The following is a 14,458-nucleotide window of genomic DNA, read 5'->3' as shown; positions in this document are numbered from 1 at the left end:
AATATCGGCCCTTTTTTATGGCTTTATGGCATCACGGGCGGCAGATAAGACAATGTCGTCCCCAGCGCCCACAGCAGCACCAGCACCAATGGCGTGTGAACCAGTAATTGCACGAAGGAGAAACCGATCAGGTCCCGGGCCTTGAGCCCCAACACTCCCAGCAGCGGCAGCATGTAGAACGGATTGATCAGGTTTGGCAGCGCTTCGGCGGCGTTATAGATCTGCACCGCCCACCCCAGGTGATAGTTCAGATCATTGGCCACCTGCATGACATAGGGGGCTTCGATGATCCATTTGCCGCCTCCCGAAGGAATGAAAAAGCCCAGCACCGCCGAGTAGGCGCCCATCAACACGGCGTAGGTATCGTGGGACGCGATCTGTACGAAAAAGGTGGATATGTGATGGGCGAGCGTCTGGGCGTCGCTACCCTTGACCGTGGTCAGCAGCGCGGCAATCGAGCCGTACAGCGGGAACTGGATCAGCACGCCGGTGGTGGTCGGCACCGCGCGCGCCACGGCATCGAGAAAGCTGCGCGGCCGCCAGTGCAGCAACGCGCCAAGCATCAGGAACAGGAAGTTATAGGTGTTGAGCCCGGAGATGGCGCTTATCGCAGGTTTGGTCGAGAACTCGTGGAACAGCCAGCCGGCGGCCAGTAGCGCCAGGGCAATGGTCAGCAGCGGGCTATGTTCCAGCCATTCTCCCGGGCGGGTGCGAGGCTGCAATGCCGGCATGCTGAAGCTGGGATCAATCCCGCAGGCGGCGGCGTCACGGGCACTGTTCGGGCCGGGAGCGGTGGCATAGGCCACGATCAGCGAGATCACGATCAACGCCAGCAACATCACTCCCGATTGCCAGAGAAAAATGGTCTGGGTGAACGGAATGACCCCGGTGATCGACAGGATCGACGGTGGCAGGCTGGCCGGGTTGGCCTGCAATTGCGCCGCCGACGAAGACAAACCCAGTGCCCAAACCGCGCCCAGGCCCAGGTAAGCGGCGGCGCCCGCGGCGCGATAGTCCATTTTCAGATCGGTGCGACGGGCCAGGGCACGTACCAATAAACCGCCAAATACCAGGGAAAGCCCCCAGTTGAGCAGCGACGCGACCATGGAGATCAATGCGACCCAGGCCACCGCGGAGCGACCGTTTTTCGGGATGCGTGCCAGGCGATCGATCAGTTTGACGGCGGGCGGCGAGCTGGCGACCACGTAACCGCCGATCACCACGAAGGCCATCTGCATGGTGAACGGTATCAGGCTCCAGAAGCCATCGCCGAACGCCATGGCGGCGGCCGTGGGTTTGGCGCCGATGAACAGTGTCGCCACCGCGACTACCAATACTGCCAGGGCGGCAAATACCCAGGAGTCAGGGAACCAGCGCTCGGCAAAACTGGAACAGCGCAAGGCGAAGCGGGCGGAACGGCTGTCTTGTATGTCGGTGGTCACGGCAATTACCTCGATTTTTATGGTTATGGGTATTGGGTGCGGCAGGGTCTTGGCGTCAGGCGCCAACACTGGAACATTCCAGTGACCATGGGAGGCTAATCGGGGTTCGCGAGCGCGCAGGATTATTTTCAGAAGCGGCCCGGGGCGCTCTTTAGAAAAAAATCGGCGAGCCGATGGCAAGAGAACAGGCCACCTAACTCTCCTGCTCTCGGAGCATGCCATGTTCAATAAACGCTTGAAGCAGGAGCTTTCGGCTCTTCGCCAGGAACTGTCCAGCCTTGTGCAGGTGAAGGAGAGTTTGGACCGCGAGATGCTGGCCCTCACTCTGGATGCCGAAGGGCGGGTGCAGACGGTCAATCAGAATTTTCTCGACGAAATGCACTACAAGACCCAGGACCTCATCGGCCGGTCTGTCGAAGAGCTGGTGCCGGCTTACCTGAAATCCAATGAGTTCCAGTTGCGTTTCAAGACGGCGCTGACTAGAGGCGAGCATTTCTCCGGCGCCGTACGGCTGCTCCGGGGCAACGGTAAGGAAGCCTGGTTGCGTTCGATTCTCCAACCGGTTCGGGCGGCTGATGGCCGAATCCGCTATTTCTCGATGTATTCCAGCGACCTGACCCGTACCATCGAGGCGTCGCGTGAACATGAAAACCTCATTGGTGCGCTGGTGCGTTCAACGGCGGTGATCGAATTCGACCTGGGCGGTCACGTACTGACAGCCAATGATCGCTTCCTCAATGCCATGGGTTACAGCCTGGCGCAGATCAAGGGCAAGCATCACCGCATGTTTTGCGAACCGGAGGAGTACAACAGCGCCACCTACCAGCAGTTCTGGCAGCGTCTCAATAGCGGCGAGTTCGTCGCCGGTCGCTTCAAACGCTTGGACAGCAACGGCCGTGAAGTCTGGCTGGAAGCCTCTTACAACCCGGTGCTTGATGCCAACGAGCGATTGTACAAAGTGGTCAAGTTCGCCACGAACATCACTGATCAGGTCAACCAGGAAAAAGCTGTCTCCGAGGCGGCCGGCATTGCCTACAGCACCTCGTTGCAAACCGACAGCAGCGCCCAGCGCGGCACCACCGTGGTGACCCAGGCCGTGGGCGTGATGCGTGACCTGGCCCGGCACATGCAAACCGCCGGCGAAGGCATCGAGGCCCTGAATGAGCAATCCCTGGTGATCGGCACCATCGTCAAGACCATCAGTGGCATTGCCGAACAGACCAACCTGCTGGCGCTCAACGCGGCCATCGAAGCCGCCCGGGCGGGTGAGCAGGGCCGGGGCTTTGCGGTGGTGGCCGATGAAGTGCGGCAACTGGCGTCGCGTACCAGTCAGGCCACTGATGAGATCGTCGGCGTGGTTCGCCAGAACCAGGACATGGCCCGCAACGCCGTGGCACTGATGACCGACGGCCAGCACCAGGCCGAACAGGGTCTGGCCCTGGCAGCGGAGGCGGGGACGGTGATCGTCGAGATTCAGGATGGTGCGAAGAAGGTGGTCGATGCCGTGAGCCAGTTTGCCAATCAGTTGTCGACTTGAGTTTGATGTTATCGTTTTTTACATATTAATTATTGTTATACGATAATTTCGCCGCTATGGTTTGCGCTTCCTTTGTTCTGTGGAGCCTTCCATGTCCTCGAATCGTCTCGCCCTGTACAGCCAGCGCATGGCTGTCATCACACTTGTCTTCATTATCACGATGATGGTCCTCAACGCCGGGGTCTGGCTGTTTCCTGACGTTGCTTCAGAATACGGTCTGGGCTTTGCCCTGACCGAGCGACAGCTGTCGAGCTTGTCAGCAGAGGCTATGCGCTTGACTGGCTGGCAGTGCCTTGGCGCAATGCTGTTGTCGAGCATACCGCTGCTGGCACTGGCGATCGGGCTGGGCCATTTGCGGCAGTTGTTCCAGCGATATGCCCAAGGCGAGTACTTTTCCAGCGAAGCAGCCGTTTGCCTGGGGAAGGTAGGCCGCGCTGTGGCGCTGTGGGTGCTGCTGGATTTCCTGTGTGAGCCGTTTCTCAGCCTGCTGGTGACGATCAATGCACCGGTCGGTCAGCGTCTGCTTACCCTCAGCGTTACCGCCCCGTCGTTTGTCGCGTTGTTTCTTGCAGCCTGCATTGCAATCATTGCCCGGATATTGTCCCGGGCCAGTGAAGTCGATTCAGAAAACCGGACTTTTGTTTGAGAGCCCTATGCCTATCGTTATTCAACTTGATGTGATGCTGGCGACGCGCAAGGTTAAATCCAAGGACCTTGCCGCCGCGATAGGCATTACGGAAGCCAACCTTTCCTTGTTGAAGCAAGGAAAGGTCAAGGGTATTCGCCTGGCTACCCTCGAAGCCATTTGCAGCCATCTGCAATGTCAGCCCGCCGATTTGCTGATTTACCAACCGCAGAGCGATCCCCCCAAGGCTTGACCCCTTGGGGGAGCGAGCCTGCCCGCGATGGGCGGCGACGCGACTTCGCAGACCGGTCGGATGGCCGCGACGCTCAATCCCCCAGCGCCTGCCCCTCACGCCGCGGGTCCGCTCCACCGGCCAGTGAGGTTTTGCCTTGGGCATCACGGACTCGGACGATTGCCTGGGTCCCGCTGGTCATGTCGATTTCGCTCACGGCATGGCCTTTGTTTTTCAACGCCTGGATCAGCGTCGGGCTGAACTGACCTTGTTCCAGTTCGGTGGGGCCGTTGCGGCTGCCGAAGTTGGGAAGATTGATGGCGGCTTGCGCGTCCAGGTCCCAGTCCAGCAGGCCGATCACTGACTTGGCGACGTATTCGATGATTTGGGAGCCTCCCGGTGAGCCAACAGCGGCCAGCAATTCACCGCTCTGGCGATCGAAGATCAGGGTCGGCGCCATGGACGAGCGGGGGCGTTTGCCGGGTTCGACGCGGTTGGCGACCTTTTGCCCATTTTCTTCGGGTATGAACGAGAAGTCGGTCATCTGGTTGTTGAGCATGAAACCCCGGACCATCAGGTGTGAGCCGAACGCCGACTCCACCGTGGTGGTCATCGACACGGCGCCACCCTGGTCATCCACTGCCACCACTTGCGAGGTGGAGATGCGCAGGGGCGAACGGTCCGGGGCGTAGGCCACCTGGACGCCCGGTGGTGTGCCGGGTTTGGCGATGCCCATGCTGCGTGGACCGATCAGGCTCGCGCGGCTGGCCAGATAACCGGGATCGACCAGGCCTTTGACCGGTACGGGGACGAAGTCCGAGTCAGCGACATACAGGGCGCGGTCGGCGTAGGTCAGGCGTTCGGCTTCGGCGATCAGGTGCACTGCTTCGGGCGTCGGCTCAATGCCGGCGGGTTTCTCTGTCTTGACGGGTTTCATGGGCGCGAGGGCCGTGCGGCTGTCGCGCTGCTCCAATGCCTGCAAGGTTCCGAGAATCTGTGCCACGGCGATCCCGCCCGAAGACGGGGGCGCCATGCCACAGACTTGCCAGCGCTTGTAGTCAGTGCAAAGCGGCGCACGTTCCCGGGCGGCGTAGCCCTGGAGGTCATTCAATGACAGGCTGCCGGGGTTGGCATGCTTCTGCACCTTGGCGACGATTTCTTCGGCAATCGGCCCTTTGTACAAGGCGTCGGGACCTTCGCGGGCGATGCGCTTGAGCACGTCGGCCAAAGCGGGGTTTTTCAGCAGGGTGCCGACCGCCTTCGGGCTGCCGTCGGCGTTCAGGAAATAGGCGGCCATGTCCGGCGACCCCGGCAGGGACGCATCGGCCGCAATCATCGAGTGCAACCTGGGCGAGATCGCAAAACCCTGTTCGGCCAATGCGATGGCCGGCTCGAACAGCGTGGCCCATTCAAGTCGGCCATGTTTGCGATGGGCCAGTTCCAGTGCTCGCAACACGCCCGGTGTGCCCACGGAACGGCCGCCTATCTGCGCGGCGGTAAACGGCATGGGTTTGCCATCTGCTTGCAGGAAAAGTCTCTCGGTGGCGCCGGCCGGTGCCGTTTCGCGACCGTCGTAAGTACGTACTGCCTTGCCGTCCCACAACACGATGAATGCACCGCCACCGATCCCGGAGGACTGCGGCTCCACGAGGGTCAGCACCGCCTGCATGGCAATCGCCGCGTCGATGGCCGAGCCGCCGCGCCGCAACATCTGCCGCCCGGCTTCGGCCGCCAGCGGGTTGGCCGCCGCGGCCATGTGCTTGTCGGCGTGGCGGGTCTGCAGGTCGGTGCGATAGCCGGAGGCGATCTCCGGTGCGACGGGCAATGCTGGGGTTGTGGAGGAGGACGGGGCCTTACAGGCAACGAGTGCCAGGGCTACAGCCAGCAGCGAAACGGCTGACAGGCGATGAAGATTCGGTTTCAGATCTGCAAGCATGTGTCGCTCCATCCGTGGGCCAGGGGATAGGGATCGACTGTAGCGATGCGAGGCGTCGGGCGCAAATCAGCGCGGACTTGGGGGACGGCTTTTATCGAGGCATAAAAAAACGGCTTATCTTTCGATAAGCCGTTTTTAGTACTTGGTGGCTACACAGGGACTTGAACCCCGGACCCCAGCATTATGAATGCTATGCTCTAACCAACTGAGCTATGTAGCCAAGTGGCGCGCATTATTCGCCGGTAACGAAGATGTGTCAAGCGTAAATCTGAAATATTTCTCAGCGCTTTCAACCGCTTATCAATCCTCGCCGCAAATACCCGTCAACCGAGTTGAAATCTCCCTGTGTTGGCGCTCAGGGCCTGGCTGCCCTGGCTCAAAGTATCCGCCGCGAGGTTCACGGCGCGTGCCCCTTCAAGCAATCGCATGGCCGCCTGGTCGACCTGCTGGATATTGCCGCTGACCTCGTCGGCGGTGCTGGCTTGTTCGTCCACCGCGGTGGCGATTTGCGCCAGGGTGTCGGTGACGCTCTGCACGGCGCTGGCAATTTCTCCCAGGCGCTCGCCAAGGCCGGTAACGGCTTGCGCGTCGGTCTGGGCCTGGCCGCATGCGGCTTCCATCAGGCTGACCGCTTCGTTGACCGTAGCGCGCAGGCTGTCGACGGTGCCAGCAATCTGTTGGGTGGAGGACTGGGTGCGTTGCGACAGGCTGCGTACCTCATCGGCCACCACCGCGAAACCACGGCCCTGTTCCCCAGCGCGAGCGGCTTCGATGGCGGCATTGAGGGCCAGCAGGTTGGTCTGCTCGGCTACGCCGCGGATGGTGTCGACCACCACCTGGATCTGTTGCCCCTGTTCGCTGACCCGGCCCAATGCGGCGGCGGTTTCGTTGAGGCGCTGGTTGAGTTGCTGGATGCTCGCCGTAGTGCGTTGACTGTCGCGGCTGCTGTCGGCGGCGATACGCCGGGTCTGCTGGGCGCTGTCGGAGGCCTGTTCACAGCTTCTGGCGACCCCTTGAGAGGTGGCGGCCAGTTGCGTGGCGGCCGCGGCGATCTGGCTGATCTGCATCTGTTGGGCTTCGACTTCGCCCAGGGCGCCGCTGGAGTGCGTGTTGAGGGTGCGAACGGCATTGCTCAACTGCAACGTTTCGTGGTCCACACCCAACAGGCTGTTGCGCAACTGCACCACTGCAACGTTGAGAGCGGTACTGATGGCCGCCAGTTCGTCGCGTCCTTGCACCGGCACTTGCAGACTGAGGTTGCCGTCACGCAGGGCTTCGGCCAGTAATGTGATGCCACTGGCGCTGCGGCGGATGGACGCTTGCAGGCAGACGAAGAGGTAAAGCGCGGCCAACAGCAGACAACCCAGCACCGTGGCCACCAGGGTGAATTGGCGGATGGCCGAGGAGTGGTAGTGGTCCAGTCGCGCATCCAGAGCCATCAGAGACTGCTGGCGCAAGGTCGCCAAGTCCGCCAGGAGCGCATCCATGTGTTTCTCGAATTCTTCCGGCTTGAGGCTGATGGAGCCGGCGAAGACCCCTTCATCCAGGACTTTCAGGCCGGAATCCAGATGCTTGAGGCTGTCTTGGAATTGTCCGGCCCAGGCTTGCAGTTCGTTGGGCAGGCGCGCTTGCAGTACTCCACCGGTTTTGACCAGTTGATCCCGGGCATCGCCGATCCGGCTGCGCAGGTCGCGCAATTGCAGGCGGCTTTGCAGGGTGAACTGACCCGACACAACGGAGGCCTGGCCAACGCTGGCCAGGCGACCGACCCGCTCGATCAGGTCCGGTGTCTGCTGGGTCGAGATCTGGATCAGCAGGTAGGTTTCCAGCCAGGAGGCGAGGGTCAGGCGATTGTCCATGACGATCTGCTCGCGCAAGGCTTGCAGGGCACTCAAGGCCGCAGTGAAGCGGTCATAGCCGTCCGGCCACCAACCGACGGTGCCCAGGCTTTTCGAATCAAGACCATTGAGACTGGTTTGCAACGTTTGGAAGCGAGCCAGGGTGTCGGCTTCGGCACCTTCGGTTTGCAAGGTGCTGCCCAGATCATTGGCGGCCTGGTTGAGGGCCGGCTGCACGGCATCGAAAGCAGCCATCGCGGCAAGCGTTGCGGGTGTTGCCTGGCGATTGGTTTCCGTGGCTCGCCAACGGGCCGCGCGGTTGCGCTGGGCGGCGAGCAGGTTGTCCAGGTTATCCAGGGCCAGCAACTGGCGAACCCCGGCGCGTTCTTCGGAAATCAGGCTGAGTTTGTCGCGATAGTCCTGGCCGATGATCCACAGGCTGCCCATGAGTGGCAGGATGAAAAGCAGGAACAGCAACTGAAATTTGCGGGCAAAGCCGAAACGCCCCAGCAACCTGATTCCCGGTGATAGAAAAGCCTGCATGCCCATACTCCCCTGAACACCTTTGCACTATTTTTGTGCGTTTCGACACAGTGCCGAAACAGGTGCCCTTTTAAAAGGCCTCGAAAGTTTGTCCAGGCCCGCTCTGTAGGCTGGCTCTGTAGCGAAACTTCCCATTCTCGGTCCCCTTTGTAAGGGGCCGCGTTGTAGACCGTTAACAAGGCAAGATTCAGACCATGGCTTTGCGCTATTACCGAGCTCGCTGACAATATTTCAAGTCGATAGCAAGCTAAGGGGATAGCCTTGCTGCACCGAAAAATGGCACATTGATGAATCCGCTTCCTGTGCAAACCCCGTATGGAAACTCCCATGGCTATCAGCGATACCCAGGTCGATACCGCGTCTATCCCTGCCACACCCCAAAGCAGCCCGTTGGTCATGCGCATCATCGGCGCCGTGGCGTTGGCGCATTTGATCAACGACCTGATCCAGGCGGTACTGCCGTCTATTTACCCGATGCTCAAGGCCAGTTATGGGCTGACCTTCACCCAGGTTGGCTTGATTACGCTGACCTTCCAGTTGACGGCATCGCTGCTGCAGCCCTGGGTGGGTTATCACACGGACCGGCACCCCAAGCCCTGGCTGCTGCCGGCCGGTACGGTCTGCACGCTGATCGGGATCGTGATGATGTCCATGGTTGGCAGTTTTGCCATGATCCTGCTGGCCGCCGGTCTGATCGGTATTGGCTCCTCGACCTTTCACCCTGAAGCCTCGCGAGTCGCACGCCTGGCGTCGGGCGGGCGTTATGGGTTGGCGCAGTCGACGTTCCAGGTCGGCGGTAACGCCGGCTCTGCTTTCGGCCCGTTGCTGGCGGCGGCGATCATCGTTCCTTACGGGCAAGGTAATGTGGCCTGGTTCGGCCTGTTCGCACTGTTTGCGCTGTTCGTGCTGTACCGCATCAGCCGCTGGTACGCCAATCACCTGAACCTGTTCAAGCTCAAGCAAGGCCAGGCGGCTACTCACGGTCTGTCCAGGGGCCGGGTCTTGAGTGCATTGGCGGTGCTGGGTTTGCTGGTGTTCTCCAAGTATTTCTACATGGCCAGTTTCACCAGCTACTTCACCTTCTACCTGATCGAGAAGTTCGACCTGTCGGTGGCGTCGTCGCAGTTGTATCTGTTCCTGTTCCTCGGCGCTGTGGCGGCGGGGACCTTCTTTGGCGGTCCGATAGGCGACAGGATCGGACGTAAGGCGGTGATCTGGTTCTCGATCCTTGGCGTGGCACCGTTCACGCTGATCCTGCCTCACGTTGACCTGCTGTGGACCAGCATTCTCAGCGTGGTCATCGGCTTCATCCTGGCTTCGGCATTTTCGGCCATCGTGGTGTATGCCCAGGAACTGGTGCCGGGTAACGTCGGCATGATTGCCGGCGTGTTCTTTGGCTTGATGTTTGGCTTCGGCGGGATTGGCGCCGCGCTGCTGGGGCATCTGGCCGACATCCGCGGCATCGAGTATGTGTATTGGTTGTGCTCGTTTTTGCCGTTGTTTGGAGCCCTGGCGATTTTTCTGCCCAAAAGCAGAAAAAACTGACGTGTACTCAACCGGCGGAGGCGAGTGGGCCCCGCCGGGCCTTGCAAACAACTGAATTGCAAAGCGTTGAAAAAATACCCGCCCACCAGAGCGATTTGATTAGTTGCTTGGAGTCGCTACTAAAGTACCGTTTTGTATAAGTCTTAAGTTTGATTTTGTATAAAGGTCGGTCATGTTAATTTGCTGCTGTGGTTGATGGATTGAATGGACGCAGCGGCAATCTTCAAGGGAGTCCGCTGGGGTGACCGGAAAGCAGCTTTCCACATTCTTTCCACCCGCCGCTCTTATTGTCTTGGGACATAAGGCCTTCGGCTCTTGATCTGAATACCTTCACCCCTCGGGTGAGGTGACTCACGCCCCTACCTGCCACAAATACTTATAAAGCAGTTGTATCGCCGCGTCCGTTCAAGGCGATTGCCTCGTGGACAGCGTAAACAGCCGTGAGCGATTGTTATTTGCCGTGTCGTGCACAAGTTTGAGGCTGTCGTCTTAAACGTTGGCAATAAAAATAATCAGGCAGGGGATGATATGAAGTTCAAGTCGTTGCAGGCACGCATTTGTGTCACGGCAGGCGTATGTCTGTTTGTTTCATCAATTAGCCTGGTTATTTACGGGCTCTTTACCGCCAGGGCCAATGAACAATACGTGGCGACCGAAGTCTCGGCGTTGGTTGAAGAATCAACGATCCGGGAAATTCAGAACCTGGCCGAGTCCCGTGCCAATGCCATTCAGGCCAAGTTGCAAAATGCTCTGGATGCGGCCCGCACCATGGCCAATACCTTTGCCTCCAGCAAGGCTTCGCAGAGCCCTTTGGCGTTGGGACGTGAGCAGATCAACACGGTATTGCTCAGTGTTCTAAAAGATAACCCGGACTTCAATGGCACTTACTCCTGCTGGGAACCGGACGCGTTGGATGGTCAGGATCTTGTGTTGCGCAATGCTCAGGACGGCAGTAATCCGTTGACCGGGCGCTTCACGCCTTACTGGACGCGCAGCGCTGGCGGACATGTGGCAGTACAGCCATTGGTCGAGTATGACTCCCCGGATCGCCACCCGAACGGTGTACCCAAAGGGGGTTGGTACAGCGGCCCACGCGACACTCTGAAGGAAAGCGTGCTGGACCCCATTCCTTATGTGGTTCAGGGCAAAAACGTATGGCTGACCACTTTGTCGGTGCCGATCGTATCCGATGGCAAGTTCTACGGCGTGGTCGGCGCTGACTTCGATATCGACTTTATCCAGAAACTCAGCGAGCAGATGTCGGCCGATCTCTACGGTGGCAAAGGCACGGTATCGATTCTGAGTAACCAGGGGCTGGTGGTCGCGGACAGTCAGCGTACCGACCTGATTGGCCAGCCCATCAAGGCCTTGTTGCCTGACTCTTGGGAGAAAGTGCTGCGCGATATCCAGAGTGGTCGTGGTGACGGTCTGCTCAATCCGCACACCCAGCATATCGAAGTGCTGATGCCCATCGAGCTGGGGCGCACAGGTAAACCCTGGGCGGTGCTGATTCGCCTGCCAAAGGCAGTGGTCATGACTCAGGCCATTGCCCTGGAGCAGGAGTTACAGGCGCGCAGTATCAGCAACAGCATCTGGCAGGTGTCGGTTGGCCTGGGCGTTTCGCTGTTGGCGCTGGTCGCCCTGTGGTTTGCCGCCGCAAAAATCGTTGGGCCGATTCGCGAAGCCGCCGCCTTGGCAGCCAACATCAGCCTGGGGGATTTCTCGCGTCGCCTGGTGCAGAAATCCGAGGACGAAGTGGGCCAGTTGTCTGTCGCGCTCAACGATATGTCTGAAAGCCTGCAACGGCAGGTCAGGGTGGCTGAGCGCATTAGCGAAGGTGATCTGGACCTGGAGGTCCGGTTGTCCTCGCCCCACGATACCCTTGGCAAGTCACTGGAGAAGATGGTGGGTAATCTGAACCAACTGATTGGCGAAGTTCAGGCCAGTGCCACCCAGATCACCGGCAGCTCGGCGCAGGTTACCGACCTGAGCCAGTCATTGTCCGATGGGGCGTCCAATTCCGCGTCGTCCATCACTGAAATCAGCGCGGTGATGACACAAATGGCCGCACAGACCCGGGACAACGCCGCCAATGCCAAAAAGGCCGATGAGCAGTCCCAGGCATCACGGGCCGATGCCGGGGAAAGCGACAAATTGATGAGTGAGCTGATTGCCGCCATGGCCGAAATCGACAATTCGGGCAAAGATATTACCGCGATCATCACCACCATCGACAACATCGCCGCGCAAACCAACCTGTTGGCGTTGAACGCGGCTATCGAAGCCGCCAGGGCAGGTGAGTTGGGGCGTGGTTTTGCTGTGGTGGCGGATGAGGTGCGTAGCCTGGCCGCCCGCAGCGCCGAGGCCGCCCAGCAGACGGCTGCATTGATTGCCGACTCCTCGAGCAAAACGCAACGCGGCATGATCATCGCGGGCCGGACCGCCGAATCGCTGAAAAACATCGTCAGCGGAACCAGTGCTGTTTCCAACCTGGTTTCATTGATCTATCAAGCCTCCAGCGAGCAAGCCTCAGGCCTGCAACAGGCCAGCATCGGGTTGGAGCAGATCGATGAAGTGACGCAGAAAAACCAGTCCAACTCACAAGAGTGCGCGGTGGCGGCCAAGGATCTTTCGGAGCGAGCATCTTTGATGCAGCGCGTGCTGGGGCGCTTCAAAGTCAAAAGGGGGTAGTGGGTTTCCTGGCCACGTGCTCCACTCAGATTTATTGTGCGAGGGACCAGCTCCCTCGCTGCGGATTCAATCCGGTTCTTGAGTGTTCGCAATTGCATTGCGTTATCCAATAGGGTCTTGGTAACGCCCTTGAGGGTGTACTATCGATACTCGCCCATCGGATACCAGTTAGCCATGTCCACGCTAAGCGAAGAGAGCCGTCAGATCGTAGCTTCTCTGGCGCACCGCGTTGGCCCCAACGCTGACATTGCAAAGACCGCCCACGCGATCGTTTCCATCTTGCAGGATATAGAGGCGACCCTGACGCCCGTCATTGGTCAGCAAGGGGTTGTCGCGTTGTATCGCCGTAGCCTGCATCTGTGTGGCTCCGCTCATCCGCGCCTGACCAGCACCTGCAACAAGGTGCCGTCCGGCATGGTTCTGACCGCCCTGAATTCAGTGCTTGTTGAGCAAAGCGAAGCCGATGCGCGGTTTTTCGGTGAAATGTTGCTGACCACTTTCTATGAGTTGCTGACCACGCTGATCGGACCCTCGCTTACCGCACGTTTGCTTCGTGACGTGTGGGATTCTTCTTTGAGCGACACCCCTTCGCAGGAAAATTCGCCATGAGCAGCAAAGTGACTATCAACCGCTTGGCCACCGGCGTGCCAGGACTGGACGAGGTCTTGGGCGGAGGATTGCCGGAGTTTTCGTTCAATCTGATCGCCGGCCCACCCGGTTGCGGCAAGACTACCCTCGCGCACCAGATGATGTTTGCCCTGGCGACCCCCGCACGTCCGGCGCTGTTTTTTACCGTGCTGGGTGAGCCACCACTGAAGATGCTGCGCTATCAGCAGCAGTTCGATTTCTTCGACAGCGACGCGATCAATCATTCGATCCGCTACGTCAACCTGGCTGACGATACCCTGGCCGGGGATCTGGACGAAGTGCTGCGGCGCATTGTCAGCGAGGTGGAGGCGCACTCTCCGGCGCTGGTGTTCGTTGACTCGTTCCGCTCGGTGGTGCTGGCCAGCCAGACCCAGGACAACCCGAATAACAACTTGCCGCAGTTCGTCCAGCAACTGGGCATGTTGATGACCACCTGGCAGGCCACGACTTTCCTGATTGGTGAGTACTTTACCGAAACCGATACCAACCCGATTTTCACCGTGGCCGACGGACTGATCTGGCTGCGCCAGAGCGTTCAGCGCAATTCCATGGTGCGCAAGATGGAAATCATGAAGATGCGTGGCCAGCCAACGCTGCCGGGTCTGCACACTTTCCGTATCGCCCCATCGGGAATCAAGGTATTTGCCCCTGCGCCCTACAATCCGATCGAAGCCCCGCTGGAGTTCCCCATCAAACGCTTGGGAATGGGTGTGCCACAGCTCGACGAAATGCTCGGTGGTGGCCTGCCGCGCGGTTACTCCCTGTTGGTTGCTGGCCCGTCGGGTTCTGGAAAAAGCATTCTCGCGGCATCGTTTCTCGCTGAAGGCGCGCGAAACGGTGAAAACGGCGTGATCGCCGTGTTCGAGCAGCGCCCGAATCACTCCCAGAACGCCACCCTCTCAAACTTGATTAAAAGCGGCAAAGTCGGGCTGGTGGATAGCCGTGCTCCAGATCTGTCCATCGACGAGATCGTGCAGTTGCTGTTGAGCGAGATTGCTCGCCTGAACGCCACGCGGGTGGTGATTGACTCGCTGTCGGGGTTCGAACTGGCCCTGGCGCCGACCTTTCGCGAAGACTTTCGCGAGTCGCTGTCGCGCATGGTCACCGCGTTGACCAGCGCCGGTGTCAGTGTATTGCTGACCTCGGAGTTGGAGGATCGCTACACGGATCTGCGTTTCAGTCCTTACGGCACGGCTTTTCTCACCGATGCAATCATCGTTCAGCGCTACATTGAAGTGCAAAGCCGTTTATTGCGCATCATGGCCGTGGTCAAGGTGCGGGCCAGCGCTCACTCCGATGAGTTACGCCTTTACAGCATTGACGATAGCGGTTTGCAGATCGGTGACATGTTGCCGGATCAGGAAGGTTTGCTCGGAGGCCGGCCTACCCGGCAGTTGTCTGGCAAAGGTACTGGATGAGGC

General features: G+C 59.6%; 10 protein-coding genes, 1 tRNA gene and 1 pseudogene. 8 read left to right on the top strand and 4 right to left on the bottom strand.

The features are described 5' to 3' along the window. Positions 1–23: 23 nt before the first annotated feature. Complete coding sequence (locus tag BW979_RS26155) at positions 24–1,442, bottom strand: short-chain fatty acid transporter (RefSeq protein ID WP_076386741.1); 1,419 nt, start codon at positions 1,440–1,442, stop codon at positions 24–26. A gap of 220 nt (positions 1,443–1,662) precedes the next feature. Here BW979_RS26155 and BW979_RS28250 point away from each other — a divergent pair. The 4 genes and pseudogenes from BW979_RS28250 to BW979_RS26140 all read left to right on the top strand — a co-directional run. Next, positions 1,663–2,439, top strand: a pseudogene (locus BW979_RS28250) (PAS domain-containing protein); the annotation flags it as partial. Positions 2,440–2,547: 108 nt separating this feature from the next. Continuing rightward, positions 2,548–2,979: a methyl-accepting chemotaxis protein gene (locus BW979_RS28245; protein ID WP_373685103.1), complete on the top strand. Its 432-nt coding sequence runs from the start codon at positions 2,548–2,550 to the stop codon at positions 2,977–2,979. A 91-nt stretch (positions 2,980–3,070) separates the two neighbouring features. Continuing rightward, entirely contained in the window at positions 3,071–3,625 is a 555-nt protein-coding gene (locus BW979_RS26145; protein WP_076386328.1) for a DUF2975 domain-containing protein, read from the top strand. 7 nt (positions 3,626–3,632) lie between these two features. Then, on the top strand, positions 3,633–3,857 hold the full coding sequence (locus BW979_RS26140) for a helix-turn-helix domain-containing protein (protein WP_047229383.1): 225 nt from the start codon (positions 3,633–3,635) through the stop codon (positions 3,855–3,857). Between the two features lie 73 nt (positions 3,858–3,930). On the opposite strand, the gene ggt is transcribed toward BW979_RS26140, so the two are convergent. The 3 genes from ggt to BW979_RS26125 form a co-directional block, all read right to left on the bottom strand. Then, positions 3,931–5,772 carry a gamma-glutamyltransferase gene (ggt, locus tag BW979_RS26135; protein ID WP_076386326.1) on the bottom strand — a complete coding sequence of 614 codons (1,842 nt, stop codon included), beginning with the start codon at positions 5,770–5,772 and terminating at the stop codon, positions 3,931–3,933. Between the two features lie 143 nt (positions 5,773–5,915). Then, a tRNA-Met gene (locus BW979_RS26130) sits at positions 5,916–5,992 on the bottom strand. A gap of 103 nt (positions 5,993–6,095) precedes the next feature. Beyond that, complete coding sequence (locus tag BW979_RS26125) at positions 6,096–8,153, bottom strand: methyl-accepting chemotaxis protein (RefSeq protein ID WP_076386324.1); 2,058 nt, start codon at positions 8,151–8,153, stop codon at positions 6,096–6,098. A 327-nt stretch (positions 8,154–8,480) separates the two neighbouring features. Between BW979_RS26125 and BW979_RS26120 the strand changes: the two genes are divergently transcribed. The 4 genes from BW979_RS26120 to BW979_RS26105 all read left to right on the top strand — a co-directional run bounded on the left by BW979_RS26120 (position 8,481) and on the right by BW979_RS26105 (position 14,455). Next, positions 8,481–9,698 carry an MFS transporter gene (locus BW979_RS26120; RefSeq protein ID WP_076386322.1) on the top strand — a complete coding sequence of 406 codons (1,218 nt, stop codon included), beginning with the start codon at positions 8,481–8,483 and terminating at the stop codon, positions 9,696–9,698. A 528-nt stretch (positions 9,699–10,226) separates the two neighbouring features. Continuing rightward, the gene (locus tag BW979_RS26115; RefSeq protein WP_076386320.1) at positions 10,227–12,389 is read left to right on the top strand and encodes a methyl-accepting chemotaxis protein; all 2,163 of its coding nucleotides are present in this window, start codon (positions 10,227–10,229) and stop codon (positions 12,387–12,389) included. A gap of 174 nt (positions 12,390–12,563) precedes the next feature. After that, positions 12,564–12,998, top strand: a complete 435-nt coding sequence (locus BW979_RS26110; protein WP_047229387.1) for a hypothetical protein — start codon at positions 12,564–12,566, stop codon at positions 12,996–12,998. Beyond that, positions 12,995–14,455 (top strand): ATPase domain-containing protein, encoded by a 1,461-nt coding sequence (locus tag BW979_RS26105; RefSeq protein WP_076386318.1) that lies wholly within the window; start codon positions 12,995–12,997, stop codon positions 14,453–14,455. The genes BW979_RS26110 and BW979_RS26105 overlap by 4 nt, the downstream gene beginning before the upstream one ends. The last annotated feature ends 3 nt before the right edge of the window (positions 14,456–14,458 follow it).

The organism is Pseudomonas sp. A214 (assembly GCF_900156295.1).
Lineage (GTDB): Bacteria > Pseudomonadota > Gammaproteobacteria > Pseudomonadales > Pseudomonadaceae > Aquipseudomonas > Aquipseudomonas rhizophila.
This window is presented reverse-complemented; position numbering and strand designations above follow the sequence as displayed.

Bases quoted from the DNA above. Each gene is read 5' to 3' on its own strand.
- BW979_RS28245 (WP_373685103.1), top strand. From the start codon at position 2,548: ATGCGTGACCTGGCCCGGCACATGCAAACCGCCGGCGAAGGCATCGAG.
- BW979_RS26145 (WP_076386328.1), top strand. From the start codon at position 3,071: ATGTCCTCGAATCGTCTCGCCCTGTACAGCCAGCGCATGGCTGTCATC.
- BW979_RS26140 (WP_047229383.1), top strand. From the start codon at position 3,633: ATGCCTATCGTTATTCAACTTGATGTGATGCTGGCGACGCGCAAGGTT.
- ggt (WP_076386326.1), bottom strand. From the start codon at position 5,772: ATGCTTGCAGATCTGAAACCGAATCTTCATCGCCTGTCAGCCGTTTCG.
- BW979_RS26125 (WP_076386324.1), bottom strand. From the start codon at position 8,153: ATGCAGGCTTTTCTATCACCGGGAATCAGGTTGCTGGGGCGTTTCGGC.
- BW979_RS26120 (WP_076386322.1), top strand. From the start codon at position 8,481: ATGGCTATCAGCGATACCCAGGTCGATACCGCGTCTATCCCTGCCACA.
- BW979_RS26115 (WP_076386320.1), top strand. From the start codon at position 10,227: ATGAAGTTCAAGTCGTTGCAGGCACGCATTTGTGTCACGGCAGGCGTA.
- BW979_RS26110 (WP_047229387.1), top strand. From the start codon at position 12,564: ATGTCCACGCTAAGCGAAGAGAGCCGTCAGATCGTAGCTTCTCTGGCG.
- BW979_RS26105 (WP_076386318.1), top strand. From the start codon at position 12,995: ATGAGCAGCAAAGTGACTATCAACCGCTTGGCCACCGGCGTGCCAGGA.